Annotated in this window: 15 protein-coding genes; 1 reads left to right on the forward strand and 14 read right to left on the reverse strand. The window is 49.9% G+C overall.

Annotated elements, in window-relative coordinates:
• Positions 1-344 precede the first annotated feature (344 nt).
• The 6 genes from DW826_RS04835 to DW826_RS04860 form a co-directional block, all read right to left on the reverse strand.
• On the reverse strand, positions 345-1,715 hold the full coding sequence (locus tag DW826_RS04835; RefSeq protein WP_242994044.1) for an MATE family efflux transporter: 1,371 nt from the start codon (positions 1,713-1,715) through the stop codon (positions 345-347).
• Between the two features lie 399 nt (positions 1,716-2,114).
• Entirely contained in the window at positions 2,115-3,002 is an 888-nt protein-coding gene (locus DW826_RS04840) for a MetQ/NlpA family ABC transporter substrate-binding protein (RefSeq protein WP_015554873.1), read from the reverse strand.
• A 179-nt stretch (positions 3,003-3,181) separates the two neighbouring features.
• Positions 3,182-3,862 carry a methionine ABC transporter permease gene (locus DW826_RS04845; protein ID WP_015554874.1) on the reverse strand — a complete coding sequence of 227 codons (681 nt, stop codon included), beginning with the start codon at positions 3,860-3,862 and terminating at the stop codon, positions 3,182-3,184.
• The gene (locus DW826_RS04850; protein ID WP_117469863.1) at positions 3,855-4,889 is read right to left on the reverse strand and encodes an ATP-binding cassette domain-containing protein; all 1,035 of its coding nucleotides are present in this window, start codon (positions 4,887-4,889) and stop codon (positions 3,855-3,857) included. The genes DW826_RS04845 and DW826_RS04850 overlap by 8 nt, the downstream gene beginning before the upstream one ends.
• A gap of 328 nt (positions 4,890-5,217) precedes the next feature.
• A complete protein-coding gene (locus DW826_RS04855) occupies positions 5,218-6,063 on the reverse strand; it encodes an Mrp/NBP35 family ATP-binding protein (protein ID WP_015554875.1) in 846 nt (281 codons plus the stop codon).
• A gap of 114 nt (positions 6,064-6,177) precedes the next feature.
• The gene (locus DW826_RS04860; RefSeq protein ID WP_015554876.1) at positions 6,178-6,441 is read right to left on the reverse strand and encodes an HPr family phosphocarrier protein; all 264 of its coding nucleotides are present in this window, start codon (positions 6,439-6,441) and stop codon (positions 6,178-6,180) included.
• A 298-nt stretch (positions 6,442-6,739) separates the two neighbouring features.
• Between DW826_RS04860 and DW826_RS04865 the strand changes: the two genes are divergently transcribed.
• A complete protein-coding gene (locus tag DW826_RS04865; RefSeq protein WP_117484322.1) occupies positions 6,740-7,744 on the forward strand; it encodes an MBL fold metallo-hydrolase in 1,005 nt (334 codons plus the stop codon).
• Here DW826_RS04865 and DW826_RS04870 read toward each other — a convergent pair.
• The 8 genes from DW826_RS04870 to DW826_RS04905 all read right to left on the reverse strand — a co-directional run bounded on the left by DW826_RS04870 (position 7,724) and on the right by DW826_RS04905 (position 15,655).
• Complete coding sequence (locus DW826_RS04870; protein WP_015554877.1) at positions 7,724-8,386, reverse strand: epoxyqueuosine reductase QueH; 663 nt, start codon at positions 8,384-8,386, stop codon at positions 7,724-7,726. The two genes, DW826_RS04865 and DW826_RS04870, sit on opposite strands and share 21 nt — an antisense overlap.
• A gap of 230 nt (positions 8,387-8,616) precedes the next feature.
• Positions 8,617-9,741, reverse strand: coding sequence for an RNA polymerase sigma factor RpoD (gene rpoD, locus DW826_RS04875; RefSeq protein ID WP_021905985.1), 1,125 nt, complete (start codon positions 9,739-9,741; stop codon positions 8,617-8,619).
• A gap of 168 nt (positions 9,742-9,909) precedes the next feature.
• Positions 9,910-10,845, reverse strand: a complete 936-nt coding sequence (locus tag DW826_RS04880) for a YegS/Rv2252/BmrU family lipid kinase (protein WP_343220730.1) — start codon at positions 10,843-10,845, stop codon at positions 9,910-9,912.
• Between the two features lie 218 nt (positions 10,846-11,063).
• Positions 11,064-12,200 (reverse strand): A/G-specific adenine glycosylase, encoded by a 1,137-nt coding sequence (gene mutY / locus DW826_RS04885; RefSeq protein WP_242990529.1) that lies wholly within the window; start codon positions 12,198-12,200, stop codon positions 11,064-11,066.
• On the reverse strand, positions 12,193-13,173 hold the full coding sequence (locus tag DW826_RS04890) for a biotin--[acetyl-CoA-carboxylase] ligase (protein ID WP_015554880.1): 981 nt from the start codon (positions 13,171-13,173) through the stop codon (positions 12,193-12,195). Before DW826_RS04890 ends, mutY begins: the two co-directional genes overlap by 8 nt.
• Before the next feature lie 4 nt (positions 13,174-13,177).
• Positions 13,178-13,486, reverse strand: coding sequence for a DUF6637 family protein (locus tag DW826_RS04895; RefSeq protein WP_015554881.1), 309 nt, complete (start codon positions 13,484-13,486; stop codon positions 13,178-13,180).
• A gap of 104 nt (positions 13,487-13,590) precedes the next feature.
• Positions 13,591-14,736, reverse strand: coding sequence for a patatin-like phospholipase family protein (locus DW826_RS04900; protein ID WP_117469867.1), 1,146 nt, complete (start codon positions 14,734-14,736; stop codon positions 13,591-13,593).
• A complete protein-coding gene (locus DW826_RS04905) occupies positions 14,720-15,655 on the reverse strand; it encodes an SPFH domain-containing protein (protein ID WP_015554882.1) in 936 nt (311 codons plus the stop codon). The genes DW826_RS04900 and DW826_RS04905 overlap by 17 nt, the downstream gene beginning before the upstream one ends.
• Between the last annotated feature and the right edge of the window lie 64 nt (positions 15,656-15,719).

Genomic DNA, 15,719 nt, shown 5'->3' on the forward strand with positions numbered 1-15,719 from the left:
TCAACCGCAAATACAGACTCTGTATTTGCCGTCATTTACTTTTTTATTTAAGCCCAGGGAAAATACGGCCACACCGACGTTTATGATCGTTCCAAGTCCAAACATTTTGTCCTTACAACCAACCGCTTTTTCAGTCCGGCTGCCTGCCTCTTTTCTCTTGTCAGTGTCATGTCACATCAAATCCGCCTGATATAACACCATATCGTATTCATATAAAACGACATACGCAGTTAAGTATAACACATATCTCCCATCAGCGCAACGAACACAAAATCAAAAATCCGCTGCCGTTTTCCATGACATTCCGTTCATGTTGAACCAGGCAGCGGACATCTTTATTCATTTTATGCTTCTTTCTCCACCTGCTCTTCCCATCTGCTTTTCTTATAGTAAAAGTAGGAGATAACCGCGCACACGATCCACCCAACCGGGTAGCCGAGACCTACGGTGTACTCGTTGAAGGCGATCTTTGTCACAAAGAACAGATAGATCTGCCTGCAGACAACGAAGCTGAAGAGCATGATGCACATCGGACCCTTCGCGTCCCCAGATCCCCTTAAGGAACCAGCCAGGATCTGGTTGAAGGAGCTGCAGAAGCGGAACGGCACGGTCATCAGGATAAACAGAGTTCCGTAATGCAGAACCGACGGATCCCTGTTAAAAAGGGATACCAGAGATCTCGCGGAGAGTGCCATGACGATGGAGATGCAGATCAGCGCGCCGACACCCATGAACACCGCCTGTCGGACGCCTTTTCTGGCACGCTTTACATTCTTCGCGCCGAGGTTCTGTCCCACGAAGGTGGTTGCCGCCTGGCCCATGCTCTGGGCCGGCAGGATCGCGAACTGGTCGATCTTCGAGTGGCAGCTCCAGCCCGCCATGATCACCGAGGAACCAAGACCGTTGACGTATGCCTGTACCAGAGCATTGGAAAACGCTGTGAGTCCCTGCTGGACACCGGCCGGAAGTCCGATCCGGAAGATCTCACCGAGACAGGTCTTATTGATATGTAAATCTCTTAAGACAAGTTTATGGGCTCCATCTGTTCTTGTGAGTGTCATGCAGGCCAGGAACGCGGAAACTGTCTCCGCCATCACCGTGGCGATCGCCACACCGCTGATCCCCCAGTGGAATACCGCCACAAAAAGGATATCCAGAACAATATTTAAGCAGCTGCTGATGATCAGGAACAGGAGCGGACGTCTCGTATCCCCCACAGCCCTTAAGATCGCACTTCCCATATTGTAGAGGAACAGCACCGGAACTCCGACAAAGTAGATCTTTAAATACTCACCCGCCGGTCCGACTACATCATCCGGCGTGGACATCCACTTTAACATCACCGGAACGACCCCGATAGAGATCAGGGAGACAAAACATCCGACGATCACAGCGAAGAGGATCGTCGTCTCCACCGCCTCGTGAAGCTTCTCGAGGTTTTTCGCGCCGAAACTCGTGCTGATCACCACACCGGCTCCGATGGAGATTCCGTTAAAGAAGTTCACCAGCGTGTTGCAGATCGCCGTGGTGGCTCCCACAGCAGCCAGGGCCGACGTTCCGAGATAATTTCCCACAACGATGCTGTCCACGGTATTGTAGAGCTGTTGGAATACGTTTCCCATGATCAGCGGGATTGCAAACAGCACCAGCTGTTTCCAGATCACTCCCTCCGTCATATCAATGTTTGTTTTTCGTCCACCTTGAGGTCTCGGCATCCGCATTGCCCCTTTCTGACTGTTATTTCTGTTTTATCTCGTTTTTCATGTAAAATTTACCATTAAAATATAATATCTATGTAAATCATACGGGATTTCGGGAGAAAAAGCAAGCAGTTCCATGGCGTCGCTGTCACAGGAAAACCGTTGTCTGTTTCACAAGAAAATTTTGTGAATTCAAGTAACTATTCACCAGGTCTGCACATTTGCTGCTCTGACCGTAAGAAAACATAGACTAAAAGTCAAAAATCCCATCGTCGCAGCCGGTTCGGAATGGATTTTTGCTTGTAATTATGAAGGTACTGAATCGTTACGAATTCACGTAAAAGAAGCAGGAAACCCGCAAGTAAACGGGATATCCTGCCTCTTTGGCCATTCGTACTATTTAAATTCTAAAGATTACTCCCATGTTGGAATGTAAGCGCCCTTGTAAGTCTCCTCGATCACTTTCGCAACTTCCGGTGTGCGGAAATAATCTACAACTTTCTTGTAAAGCTCATTGTCCTTGTCCGCTGTTCTCGCAACGATGATGTTTACATACGGGTTGTCGCTTCCCTCTTCAACACTCTCAAGGAAGATCGAATCTTTCTCCGGGTTTAAACCGTTGTCAACCGCATGGCCGCCGTTGATGACTGCCGCTGCGACGTCCGGAAGAAGGCTTGCTGTGTTTGCTGCCTCAACCTCTTTAATGTCAAGGTTTAACGGATTCTCTGTGATGTCCTTCTTCGTCGGTGTGTAACCAGCCTCCGGATCAACCTTGATGAGACCTGCGGACTCTAAGAGCTTTAACGCACGGCCGCCGTTTGTAGCATCGTTCGGGATCGCGATGATATCGCCGTCCTTGATCTCGGAAACGTCTTTGATCTTGTTGGAATAAAGTCCTAACGGAGCGATGATGGTCTCACCGATGATGGAAAGATCATATCCGTTGTTCTTGCAGTCATCCTCAAAATATGCAATATGCTGGAAAGAGTTTAAGTCGATCTCGCCGTCGTTTAATGCACGGTTCGGAAGCGGATAATCCGCGAACTTTACAAGTTCCAGATCAATATTCTCCTCAGCAAGCTTCTCAATGACCGGCTGCCACTGCTCATTGTTCTCGCCGACTACGCCGAGCTTGATCACCGTCTTCTCGCCGGATGCCGCTGTCGTATCTGCTGCCGCGGAACCTGCTGCTGTTGTGTCTGCTGCCGCTGCTGTTGTCTCTGCCTTCTGGCTGCTTCCGCATGCAGTTAAGGATAATGCTAAAACTGCTGCAGTACCAAGTGCTAAAATTCTTTTCTTCATAATATGTCTCCTCCTAAACTGATTTGTCGCTGCCCGGTTCTGTCCGCATTCGCTGTACGGACCGGACAGTTCCATTCTATTGATACGGCTCAGAAAATTTCCGCGCCGCTTCAAGCTATATGATCGTTTCTTATGACCGGTATTGAAACATACCGACCGCCCAACAAGGGGATACCCTCTTAATGGGTCGTCTTTTTAATAACATAAGAACCTGTACTCTGAATGAGGCTTACCATAATCAGAATGATGATCACAGTCACATATGTGACGTCTGTCTGTCCTCTGGAATGACCGTAACGGATCGCGAAGTCTCCGAGTCCGCCGCCGCCGACAGCACCTGCCATCGCGGTAAGGCCTACCAGACTGATGAACGTGATCTGCATCGCGCGGACGATTCCCGGTACACTCTCCTTCAGATATACCCGGAAAATGATCTCCCAGGGACTGTTCCCCATGCTTTCCGCCGCCTCGATCAGTCCGTAATCCACTTCAGCGAGCGCACTCTCGATCTGTCTCGTGAAAAACGGGACAGTACCGAAGATCAAAGGTAAGATCGCGCCCTTCGTACCGATGGCGGTTCCCACTACCATACGGGTCAGCGGGATCAGAGCTGTCAGAAGGATCACAAACGGAATCGAACGGAAAATATTTACCAGCTTGTCTAAAATATTGAAAACAACCTTGTTTTTTAAAACACCCTTCGGAGCGGTCGCCGTGAGGACAATTCCGAAGAAAAGTCCGAATACCATGGAGATTGCTCCTGATACGATCACCATGTAGATCGTCTGTCCAAAGCTTTCAAGAAGTTCATCCGGCTTCGACATGACATTTGGGATGATTGCATTTAAAAAATCAGCCATTCTCAATCACCTCCACTCCTACATTCTTTGCTTTCAGATATTCAACTGCACCCTCAATATCCTCTTTCCTGCCGCTGGCGATCGCTACGGTTCCGCCGATCGGCGCGTCCTGAACGATCTCCAGATCCGCAAAGATGATATTTAAGTTGATGTTGAACTTTCTGGAAGTCTCGGAAATCAATGCCTCCGATGTATTTTTCTTAATATAGTTCAACCGAAGGATCTTCTCGCCCGGCTTTAATTCTACAAGCGGTGACTTATCCTCGATCAGTTTTTCGATCTTCTGAAGGTTTGAGGTGGTGCGGATGAAATCTCTCGTGATACCAGCCTTCGGTGCCGCAAAGATCGAGAACACATCGCCTTCCTCAACAACATTTCCGTGCTCCATAACAGCAACCCTGTCACAGATCTCCTTGACAACTGCCATCTCGTGGGTAATGATCACGATAGTGATTCCAAGCTTCTTATTTAAATGCTTTAAGAGCTGTAAGATCGCCCCCGTAGTCTGCGGGTCCAGAGCGCTGGTGGCCTCATCGCAGAGAAGAACCTTCGGGTCATTCGCAAGGGCCCTTGCGATCGCGACTCTCTGTTTCTGTCCGCCGGAAAGCTGGCTCGGATACGCATTTTCCTTCTCTGCGATATCAACGAGCTCCAAAAGCTCCTTCACTTTCGCCTTAATCTGCTGTTTTGTAAGCCCGCTTCCCTTTAACGGGTAAGCGACATTCTCTCCTACCGTTCTGGAACGCATCAGGTTAAAGTGCTGGAAGATCATTCCGATCTTCTTTCTCGCCTCTCTCAATTCCTTTGCTGGAAGATCCGTGAGGACCTTTCCGTCTACGGTGACGGTTCCGCTCGTCGGTCTCTCAAGCAGGTTGATGCATCGCACCAGTGTGGATTTTCCGGCTCCGGAGAATCCGATGATACCGAAGATCTCGCCGCTCTTGATATGGAGCGTTACATCGGAGACCGCGTGGACTTTATCCGCGCCGGTATCAAAGGTCTTTGTAATATGGTCTAACTGAATCAATTTTATCCTCCTATGTACGTACCAGTCGTACATTTTCTAATTTCTGTGTGTGCTAATAAGATATCACGTTTTCACTGATCCGTCCAATACAGATAAGAAATAAGTCGTTATAGGTTTTTTCTATATCAGAGAGTCTTTTATGAATTTTTCCGGCTCTGACATTCATCTGTCTTTCTGTGGTGGTCATTTACCAGATTGAACCCTTTGATTTTCGATTGCATAAAAAGAATGTGCCTTTGGTGTAACAGGGAATTTCCTGTTACACCAAAAATACGGGCAGCTATTGCCTTAGCTGCCCTGTGTATCATACCTTATTTTTTTGCTTTTCCTAAGCTTCCTTCACTGCCTTCACCGCATTGTCTAAGAAGTCTGCTTCTATATACTCTACCGTTCCCTCGTCGACAGCTTTCGCGATCGCCGGACGGATCGGGATCTGAGCGAGAACCGGAATTCCGTATTCCTTTGCGACATCATCAATATGGCTCTCGCCGAATACGGAAATCTTCTTTCCGCAGTCCGGACATTCGAGGTAGCTCATATTCTCAACAAGACCGAGGATCGGAACATTCATTTTCTTCGCCATGTTGACCGCTTTCTCAACGATCATGGAGACAAGCTCCTGCGGGGAGGTAACGATGATGATTCCATTGACAGGAAGAGACTGAAATACAGTAAGCGGCACATCGCCGGTTCCCGGAGGCATATCTACGAACATATAGTCGATATCCTGCCAGAGTGTCTCACTCCAGAACTGTTTCACTGCACCTGCGATCACCGGACCACGCCAGATCACCGGATCTGTCTCATTCTCCAGAAGCATATTGGAGGAGATCACCTCAACACCAGTGGAGGAAGTCGCCGGGACAAGGAGCTTTCCATCCGGAGTCACTGTCACGCCATCATGAATCCCAAAGGCTCTCGGGATCGACGGACCTGTGATATCCGCATCAAGGATTCCTACTCTCGCACCCGTCGCGCGCATGCGGCAGGCCATCAGGGATGTCACTAAGGATTTTCCGACACCGCCTTTCCCGCTGACAACGCCGATCACTTTCTTTACAGAGCTCGCCGGATTTAACTTCTCAAGGAAGCTCTGCGGCTCATTTGTTCTGCTTCCGCAGTTTGCAGTACAGCTTCCGCAGTCATGTGTACAATTTTCTGCTGTTTCGCTCATGATTCTCTCACTTTCTATCACTTATTCTCCCACCAGATCCTCTACCTGTGAGTTTGACGGGAGCCATGGCAGCCTGATGCTGCCACGTTGCTTATTTTTCTTTTTACGCTGTTCTTATTCCTTTAAACCTGTCTCGATCAGGTCACATACAGCCTCCAGGGCTTCTTTCTCGTCCGGGCCATCACAATGTACTGTGATCTCATCGCCGCACCGGATCCCGGATGCCATTACGTTTAACACACTCTTCGCATTGATTTCTTTTTCTTTATAAAAAATCATCACTTTAGAATCGAACTTCATGGATGTCTGGCAGAGCAGTCCCGCCGGGCGAAGATGAAGACCTGTCGGGTTTACGACTGTAACTTTTCTTTCTACCATAACCTGTTCCTCCTATTTTGTTTGTAAACATGTAACTATTCAGTACCTTCATAGTCACGAGCAAAAATCCATTCCAGATCAGCTTCGCTGATGGGATTTTTGCTTTCTATCCTATGTGTTCTTACGGTCAGCGCAGCATATGCGCAGACCTACTGAATAGTTACGTAAACATTTTCATTTTATACCACAAACCCCATGATGTCAACGAAACGCTCCGGAATGATTTGACATTTTACAAAGCCCGGGATAAAATCAAAACGATCTACCTTAAAAACCACGTTCAAGGAGTTCCCACGAAATGAAACTACTCGCTCCCAATCTATATAAAGTCATTCTCACCAATAAAGCCATGCGGACCTCATCGAGAAACCTCTATATTATAAAAGGAAATGGCCGCAGCCTCATGATCGACACATCCTGGAAAGTTCCGGAGTGCCTGAATGAGATGGAACATGTCTTAAAAGAGCTTTCCATCGACTATCGGGATCTCGACATCTTTGTGACCCACAATCATGCAGATCACAGCGGATACATCTCCCTTTTCATAGAGCGCGGTGCCCGGGCCTTCATGAACCCCGTGGAGATCTCCGAATGTTCCGACCGCTACCATCGTCTTTATGAGGACAACACCATGCGCCGCTCCTACACCAGAGAATGCGGAGTCACAAAAGAACTGGCTCCCGATGCCTGGCAGGAAATCAACACCGGAGCTGACCAACTTGCAAGGGAAAACAATATTTCTTTTCATTTTCCCTTTACCCCCATTGCGCCGGGGGACACGCTCTCCTGCGGCGGCTATGATTTCGAGATCGTCCCCCTATACGGTCATACAGCCGGTCAGTGTGGGCTCGTGGAGAGGAAGAAAAAGCTTTTCTTCTGCGCTGATCAGGTGATCCTGGGGCTTACTCCCATCGTCATCACATCAGGAAAAGACCAGCATCTCCTTGCTGAATACTTTGCATCCCTTAAAGCACTGGCTGCCGATTATGCCGGTTACCGTTTTCTCCCCGGACACTACGGAGAATTCACCGAGATCCGTGAGGAGACCTGCCGCATCATCGACGAATATGAGACACGCTGCACCCAGCTCCGGCTGGCTCTGGCAGAAAGCCGCCACCCCATGACTCTTTTAGAGCTTGATCAGGCGCTCTATGTCCAGCGCATGCAGACCTACCGCTATTCCTATCTTTTCTCCTATCTCAATACATGGCCGAAACTCTTTTCCTGTCTGGACTGGCTGGCAGAGACAGGGTCGATCACCCGGACAGAGAAGGACGGGGTCTTATTCTGGTCTCTCCGCTGAGCGCGCCTCCGACTCCCTCTTTGAGAACACGCAGCCACAGTAATTCTGACGATAGAGCGCGTGTTCTCTGGAAAGCTCCGTGGATCTTTTATATCCGTTTCTCTTCTTGAAATCTGATGACAGAAACTCCACACCATACTCGCGTCCCATCTCTTCCCCGATCCGGTTTAACCGCTCCGCGTCCTTTAGGGGGCTGATCGTAAGCGTCGTCGTAAAGAAATCGAAGTACCCGGCTTTTGCCTCTCTCGCCGCCTCGGAGAGACGGAGTTTAAAGCACTCCGTACATCTTGCGCCGCCTTCCGGCTCCTGCTCGAGCCCTTTTGCCGCTGCATAGAAATCGTCGGGCACATAGGTTCCTGCCACAAAATGGATCGGGTGGCGGTCTGTCTCCTGTTCCCACTCTCCATTGAATTCCCGGATCAGACGTTCCTGCTCCGATGTCCGCTCCTCGTACTCTGATGGCGGATAAATATTCGGGTTATAATAAAATACCGTGATCTCAAAATATCTGGAAAGATATTCCAGAACATAACTGCTGCAGGGCGCACAGCAGCTGTGTAGAAATAAAGTGGGAACCTTTCCCTCTTTCTGCAGTTCTTCCAGTTTTTTATCTAATTCCTTCTGATAATTTCTCTTATTCATATGATCTCCCGGCAGGCTATGCTGCCCCGATGCTTCAATCCCCTGTGTCTCCTTCTGTCTCAGCCTTCTGCCCGGTTGCCGTCACCGGCACTTCACCATTACAGGATACCGGCAAAAAGACCGCAACGGAAAAAGGCAGCCGGATCTTCTCCCGCTGCCTGCATTTCTATTTTCACCGAATCCGTTCAGTCTGCCCCCAACGATCCGCTTCCAATATCCTTTTCCCGGTCTTACAGGAAATCCCGGATCCGTTTGCTGCGGACCGGATTTCTGAGCTTTCTCAATGCTTTCGCCTCGATCTGGCGGATACGCTCTCTCGTTACGTTGAACTCTTTTCCAACTTCTTCCAGAGTTCTCGGATGTCCGTCTTCAAGACCGAATCGAAGAACGATGACCTGACGTTCTCTCTCTTTGAGATCACCAAGTAATGCGTCGATGTGCTCACGTAACATTACGGATTCCACGTTTCCTTCCGGAGTCACCGCGTTGCTGTCCGCAACGAAATCGCCGAGGTTGGAATCGTCCTCCTCACCGATCGGAGTCTCTAAGGATGCTGGCTCTCTCGCAATCTGCATGATCTCCATCACCTTGTCCTCAGACATCTCGAGCGCTTCCGCAAGTTCTGTCACGGACGGCTCATAACCAAGTTCCAGAGTCAGCTTTCTCTGCATCTTTGACATCTTGTTAATCGTCTCTACCATATGCACCGGAACACGGATCGTTCTCGCCTGATCCGCAAGGGCTCTTGTCACGGACTGGCGGATCCACCAGGTCGCATATGTACTTAACTTATATCCTTTTGTATAATCGAACTTCTCAACACCCTTGATCAGACCAAGGTTTCCTTCCTGTACAAGATCCAGGAAACTCATTCCACGTCCAGTGTAACGCTTTGCGATACTTACGACGAGACGAAGGTTTGCCTCGATCAGACGCTCTTTTGCAGACTCATCTCCCTCTGCCTTTCTCTTCGCGAGACGAAGCTCCTCATCCGCGGAAAGAAGCGGCACGGTACCGATCTCCTTTAAGTACATGCGGACCGGATCCTCTGTTCCGATACCTTCCAGAAGATCGATGGCGTCTAAGTCAATGTCCTCTCCGTCCTTGTCCTCACGGTAGTCATCATCCAGATCATCCAGAAGCATGGAATCATCCGCAAGCATTGCGTCATCAATTACCGGCACAACGTCGATATTGCTGTGCTCTAAGTAATTATAAATTTCATCCATCTGCTCCGGTCCGAGGTTATCTCCGGCAAAAAAGTCGTTGATCTCCGTCGCGTCAAGTGCGTTCTGTTTTGACTTGCCCAGTGCGACAAGTTTCTTAAGTTTGTCTAAAAATACTTCTTTTTCCACTGAATAACGTCCTTTCAGGTTGGGGCTGCTCAAACTGCTCCACGATAGTTCATTATATACTATCCAGTGACAATTTTCAATGCTTTTCTACGCCTTTTTTGTTGAATTTTAACATTTTATTAGCACTTTTTGTAATTATTCAGCAGGTCTGCGCACTTGCCGCCCCTGTCATCCCGCCGTCTTCTCCTCCTGCTTCTCCGGCTCCGGGCTGCAGCTTAAGGTCACTGCTTCCTTCACATTCTCGATCTTTGCCTCAGTAACCGATCCGCCAAACTCACCGTCGAGGACCCACGGGATCTCTTCCTTGGCGGTGACCGTAAACTTTGAAGATTTCACGCGGATCACGTCCTTATTTTCCTGTTCCGGGAACAGAAGCAGACCACTTATAATATTCGGAAGATCCGCCGGAGTCTTCGGTGTCCGGATAAACACGCCCTCAAACAGGCCGTCATGGAAGGAAACATCCTTCGGCGCAAGTCCTCTGAAGCCTCCGACACTTGTGGTGTTCGTCACCATTCCGAAAACGAACTCTCCATCCGTCTCACCGTCATCCCATGTCAAATGCATCCTGTAGGATTTGAGATTTCCCAGTGCCTTGATGGACTCCAGGATATATGCCTGATGCCCAAGAACGTTCTTGATGTCCTGGGGCGTGCTGTACGACACTTCCGTGAAAGCGCCAAATGCGGCGATATAAACAAAATACCGCTCATCCCCAAATTTTCCGATGTCGACGCCGTAGGACTTTCCGCTCACCACATCCTGCGCCGCCTTCGTGAGATTCGCCGGAATCTTTAAGCTTCTCGCGAAATCATTCGTGGAACCTGCCGGGAGATATCCGATCTCCGGGCGTTTTTCCAGCCTCATGATGCCGGAGATCACGCTGTTCAGCGTTCCATCCCCGCCGCTGCAGACGAAAAGTTCCACATCCTTACCGTATTCCTCGGCAATCTTCGCCGCATCCCCCGGTTCCTGGGTCACATAGACAGAGGGCAGATAGCCTGCTCCACAGAAAATCCCGAGAATATCGGACAACTGGTTCTTGATGGCTTCCTTCCCGGAACGGGGATTAAAAACAAATAACATTTTTTTCATTTTCATCATGAACACGCTCCATAAAAGACGCCCTTATGCGCCATAATACTAACAAATGTCAATACTTTCTATTTCTAATATGGGACACTGACAGATGCATCGGTACTACTGTACGGAATTTTCAGTTCAGAAAATTCCTACCCGTGTACAATAATGATGCATCTTCTGCATTCTGTCCGCCCTGACAAACAATATCTGTGGGTTCAAGAGAATTTACAGCCATTATATCATGACTGGCTTTCCAGCAGCTTTCTATACGCCGCAAACGCGTTCGGGATCGGGTACTTCTCCTTCAATTCCCCTCTGTCCGCAAACAGCATTCCCGGGATCTCTTCCCCTGCCTTCACCAGGTACCCGCTCATATGCCACTCCACATGGCTGAAAATGTGCTTTGCCTCCGGCAGTTTTTCCTCCACCGATGCCCCGCCACCGAGGCGTTCCAGTACCTCTTTCTCTGAAAGTTTTCCTTCCAGATTCGGAAATTCATACAGGGATGCCAGCAGTCCGGTGTCATCCCGCTTTCTAATGGCTATTTTATCCCCGTATTTCACTAATAATACGGTCTTTTCCTCAATTTTCCTTTTCTTTTTCGGTGCCTTCACCGGGATCGCAGAGATCAGGTTTCTTTTTCTCGCCTCGCATACCGTATAGAATGGACATGGAAGATCGCAGAGAGGGGCACCATTGGGGACGCAGACGATGGCTCCGGTCTCGATGAGCGCCTGGTTGAAATCTCCTGGCTCATCCTTTTTGAGTGTCTTTAAGACCTCTTCGACCGCAGCTTCTGTCTTCTTCTTTACCGCTTGTTTTAAGATATCTTCGTAGCTTCCGGCAACTCTCGAAAGGACCCGCATGACATTTCCGTCCACCGCTGGGACAGGGAGTCCGAAAGCGATGGATCCAATGGCACCCGCCGTGTAGCTTCCGATTCCCGGAAGCGCAAGAAGCGCTCTGCGATCTGCCGGAAGTTCTCCGCCGTACTGGGAAACGATGATCTTGGCCGCTTTCTTCAGATTTCTGGCCCTGCTGTAATATCCGAGACCTTCCCAATACTTGAAAAGCTCTTCTTCCTCACACTCAGCCAATGCCTGCACCGTCGGAAAACACTCCATAAACCGGGCAAAGTAGGGCTTTACTGCCTCCACTCTCGTCTGCTGCAGCATGATCTCCGAGATCCAGATCCGGTAGGCATCCTGGTTCTCCCGCCAGGGGAGATCTCTTTTATTCCCCCGATACCAGGAAAGGAGTGGTCCTCTTGCGGCTTCCAGACGCTCCGTCAGGGTGAGGTCTTTCTCATCCGGAAAGATTTTCTGGAGACCGGAATAAAGATCCGCCCCCGAAACATTCATTTCTTCCTTATACATATCCATAGACTCCGCGGACGGAAACTTCCCCGGAGATAATCTCCTTTAATGTGCCATCGGAGAGACGGACTAAAAGTGCGCCTTCCTTGTTGATTCCCTCAGAGACACCGCGGTACTCGCCCGCCGGATCCAGAACGCACACCTCGTTGCCGAGATTTACAAGGTTTGCATTGTACTCTTCAATAAGTCCCGACATGTCCTGTGTCTCGATGAAGGTGTCATAATATCCCTCAAATGCCTCCATGATCGCCGCGATGATCTCACTTCTCTTCTGGATCTTTCCGCTCTCGATCCGCAGGGAAGTCGCTGTTGCCTTGATATCATCTGGAAATTCCATCTGGTTTACGTTGATGCCGGTTCCCGGGATCACGTACTGGATTTCCATGAGCTCCGTGCTCATCTCCGTTAAGATTCCGCAGATTTTCTTCTTATTTAAAACAAGGTCGTTCGGCCATTTGATCTCAGATTTCAATCCTGTCGCCTTCTCGATTCCCCTTCTCGTGGACAGCGCCATGACGAGCGTCAGCATGGAGGCCGCCATGGGATCGATCTGTGGTCTTAAGAGCATGCTCATCCAGATCCCAACGCCCGCCGGAGATGTCCAGACACGACCTCTTCTGCCCTTTCCGCCGAGCTGGCGTTCCGCGACAGCCAGGGTTCCGTGGGGCGCGCCCTGTTCCGCGAGACGGCGGATCTCATTGTTCGTGGAGTCGGTCTCCTCGAAGAACGCCACCTGCGTTCCTGCCCATTTCGTGTGGATCGTGCTTTCCAGCTCTTCCTTTGAGAGCACATCCGCCGATCCCTTTAAAATATATCCTTTATTCCGGACGGCCTCGATCTCGTAGCCCTCCTCCTTTAACTGGTTGATGACCTTCCAGACCGCCGTTCTCGAGACACCGAACTTCTCGCAAAGCTCCTGACCGGAAATATAGCCATCTGTCTCCTTCAATAATTTCAGGATCTCTCCCTTCATCTCATTACCTCCACCAGATACTCATTGCGCTTAAAAATGTAAAGATCAGCAGAGTCGTTCCGAACACCATCTGGAACACCGCCGCCGTTCTTCTCCGCCTCTCCCGTTTTGCCCGGGACAGCCAGTATTTTCCTGTGACCAGATTTAAAACTGCCGCCAGGAAAAATATCGCCGGAAAGAGGAACATATACCTCTCCGTGTCAAGGAACGAGATAACTGCCATCACCACCACAGCGATGCCGATGATGATGTGCATGGCATCAAGAGCCATGGACTCGCTCCTGACTTTTCTTCTCTTATTGTTTTCCGCCATATTTCAGCGTTCTCCTCATATTTTCTGCCGGATCTGTCGTTTTCCCAGGATCAGCCGTGCTGCCTGGTACTTTTGAAAGACTTCCGATGTGCTGCCACGCTTCCCTATCCTATCGTCAGCCTGTCTGAAAAAAGTTCATGGATCTTCCCCACGATATCGTCCGGCGTGTAAACCTCGTAGACTTCCATCTGCATCTTTTTCGCGAACACTTCCAGGACTGCCCCGTAGAGATCCCTGTAATCCCATTCCGGCTGCAGCCGAAGCTTCCTGGCAAGAAACGGAAATATCTTCTCCGTGTATACACGATAGCCTGTGAGCTTTGCAAACTCATGTTCCTTTACATAAGGTCTCAGCCACTCCTTAAACATGTCAAGTTCCGACATGATCCTGCCAAAATAATACGCCTCGGAATATGGCATGTCAAGATAATATTTCCTTCCGCAGAGTCCGTAGAGGAATCTCAGCCCGTCAAAATAGCCGAGCTTCATGTTTTTCCTCGTTCTCGCACTGTCAAATTCCAGGATCCCGCCGAGATTTCTTCTTGGCGCGATCTCGTGGACCGTCACGTCCTCCGGGATATCCATGAACCTTCGCCGGTCCACGCCGATCCCATAGAGGCGGATCACGATGATATCCTTATATCCCCGGTCCGTCAGGAGATCCACCGGCACATTGTTGACGCTGCCGCCGTCAAGATACGTCTTTCCACCCAGCTTTTCCTGCTTAAATCCTGGGAAATAGGCGCTGGCCATCATTATATCCTTTATGGTCCCCAGAGGTGCTGCCTTTACATCGAAGTCCTCCTCTTTCCGGTCCGTGACTGAAAAGGACGCGGCGCAGAAATCCCGTGGTGAGCGCCTGATCCGCTCCTCATCCACCGTCTCTTCCAGAAGTTTTTTGAGTGGGGCGATATCGAGCCCCCTGTCTGAAAACAGCCGTCTGAATTCTGCCGCCGCGTCGGTCACTTTCATGGATCGCACGCCAAATTTCTTTAATTTTCCGATCATGGAATCGTCCACATTGAACACGGTGGAGTAGGTCATGTTTCCCCAGATCTCCTCCGCCTTCCCGAGATCATCCATGCAGATCAGGGCGCCGTTTAACGCCCCAACGGACGTTCCCGCGACACCCTTTATCTTCATGCCGGCTTCCCGGAGCGCTTTCCAGACACCGATCTGGTATGCGCCCCTGGCACCGCCGCCCTCTAAAACGATTCCATATTCCTTTTCAAGATCAATTCTCAGTTTCACTCTTTTTTGCGATCTCCGTTACACTTGTCACAAGACCTGCGAGGGATTGGATCTCAGACGGGATGATGATCTTTGTTGCCTTGCCGTCTGCCGCCTTCGCGAACGCCTCAAGACTCTTTAACTGCAAAACTGTCTGGTCTGCTCCGGCTTCCTTGATCATGCGGATACCATCGGCGTTCGCCTGCTGGATCTTGATGATCGCCTCCGCCTGGCCTTCTGCCTCGCGGATCCGTTTCTCCTTCTCCGCCTCCGCGTGAAGGATCGCTGCCTGCTTATCTGCCTCCGCGTCGAGGATCGCGGACTGTTTCTTACCCTCTGCCACGAGGATCGTGGACTTCTTCTCACCTTCCGCACGAAGGATCGCCTCACGGCGCTCACGCTCTGCCTTCATCTGTTTCTCCATGGCATCCTGGATCGCTGCCGGCGGAATGATATTCTTTAACTCCACACGGTTTACCTTGATGCCCCACGGGTCCGTGGCAACATCCAGGGCGGAACGCATCTTTGTGTTGATGGTCTCACGGGAAGTTAAGGTCTGGTCGAGCTCCAGGTCACCGATGATGTTTCGAAGCGTGGTGGCTGTCAGATTCTCGATGGCCATGATCGGGTTCTCAACACCGTATGCGTAGAGCTTCGGGTCTGTGATCTGGAAGAACACGACCGTATCGATCTTCATGGTGACGTTATCCTTTGTGATCACCGGCTGCGGAGCGAAGTCAACGACCTGCTCTTTTAAGAGGACCCGCTTTGCAACGCGGTCAATAAACGGAACTTTGAAGTGGATTCCCACATTCCATGTCTCAAGGTACGCGCCGAGTCTCTCCACTACCATCGCCTGTGCCTGGGGCACGATGCGGATGCAGGAAACGAGGATCAGCAGAATGATAAAGATCAGTACTAATACTAAAATTGTTGGCATATTTATGTCCTCCTTTATGTTTTTATGGGGGATTATCTTTATCCCCCATTTTTTTCTTCAGCCC

Source organism: Clostridium sp. AM34-11AC, from assembly GCF_003435375.1.
GTDB classification, from domain to species: Bacteria; Bacillota; Clostridia; order Lachnospirales; family Lachnospiraceae; genus Pilosibacter; species Pilosibacter fragilis.

Coding starts and splice junctions, on each gene's coding strand:
- DW826_RS04835 (WP_242994044.1), bottom strand. CDS start 1,715: ATGCCGAGACCTCAAGGTGGACGAAAAACAAACATTGATATGACGGAG.
- mutY (WP_242990529.1), bottom strand. CDS start 12,200: ATGTATAAGGAAGAAATGAATGTTTCGGGGGCGGATCTTTATTCCGGT.
- DW826_RS04880 (WP_343220730.1), bottom strand. CDS start 10,845: ATGATGAAAATGAAAAAAATGTTATTTGTTTTTAATCCCCGTTCCGGG.
- DW826_RS04855 (WP_015554875.1), bottom strand. CDS start 6,063: ATGAGCGAAACAGCAGAAAATTGTACACATGACTGCGGAAGCTGTACT.
- DW826_RS04860 (WP_015554876.1), bottom strand. CDS start 6,441: ATGGTAGAAAGAAAAGTTACAGTCGTAAACCCGACAGGTCTTCATCTT.
- DW826_RS04905 (WP_015554882.1), bottom strand. CDS start 15,655: ATGCCAACAATTTTAGTATTAGTACTGATCTTTATCATTCTGCTGATC.
- DW826_RS04845 (WP_015554874.1), bottom strand. CDS start 3,862: ATGGCTGATTTTTTAAATGCAATCATCCCAAATGTCATGTCGAAGCCG.
- DW826_RS04865 (WP_117484322.1), top strand. CDS start 6,740: ATGAAACTACTCGCTCCCAATCTATATAAAGTCATTCTCACCAATAAA.
- DW826_RS04870 (WP_015554877.1), bottom strand. CDS start 8,386: ATGAATAAGAGAAATTATCAGAAGGAATTAGATAAAAAACTGGAAGAA.
- DW826_RS04840 (WP_015554873.1), bottom strand. CDS start 3,002: ATGAAGAAAAGAATTTTAGCACTTGGTACTGCAGCAGTTTTAGCATTA.
- DW826_RS04890 (WP_015554880.1), bottom strand. CDS start 13,173: ATGAAGGGAGAGATCCTGAAATTATTGAAGGAGACAGATGGCTATATT.
- DW826_RS04895 (WP_015554881.1), bottom strand. CDS start 13,486: ATGGCGGAAAACAATAAGAGAAGAAAAGTCAGGAGCGAGTCCATGGCT.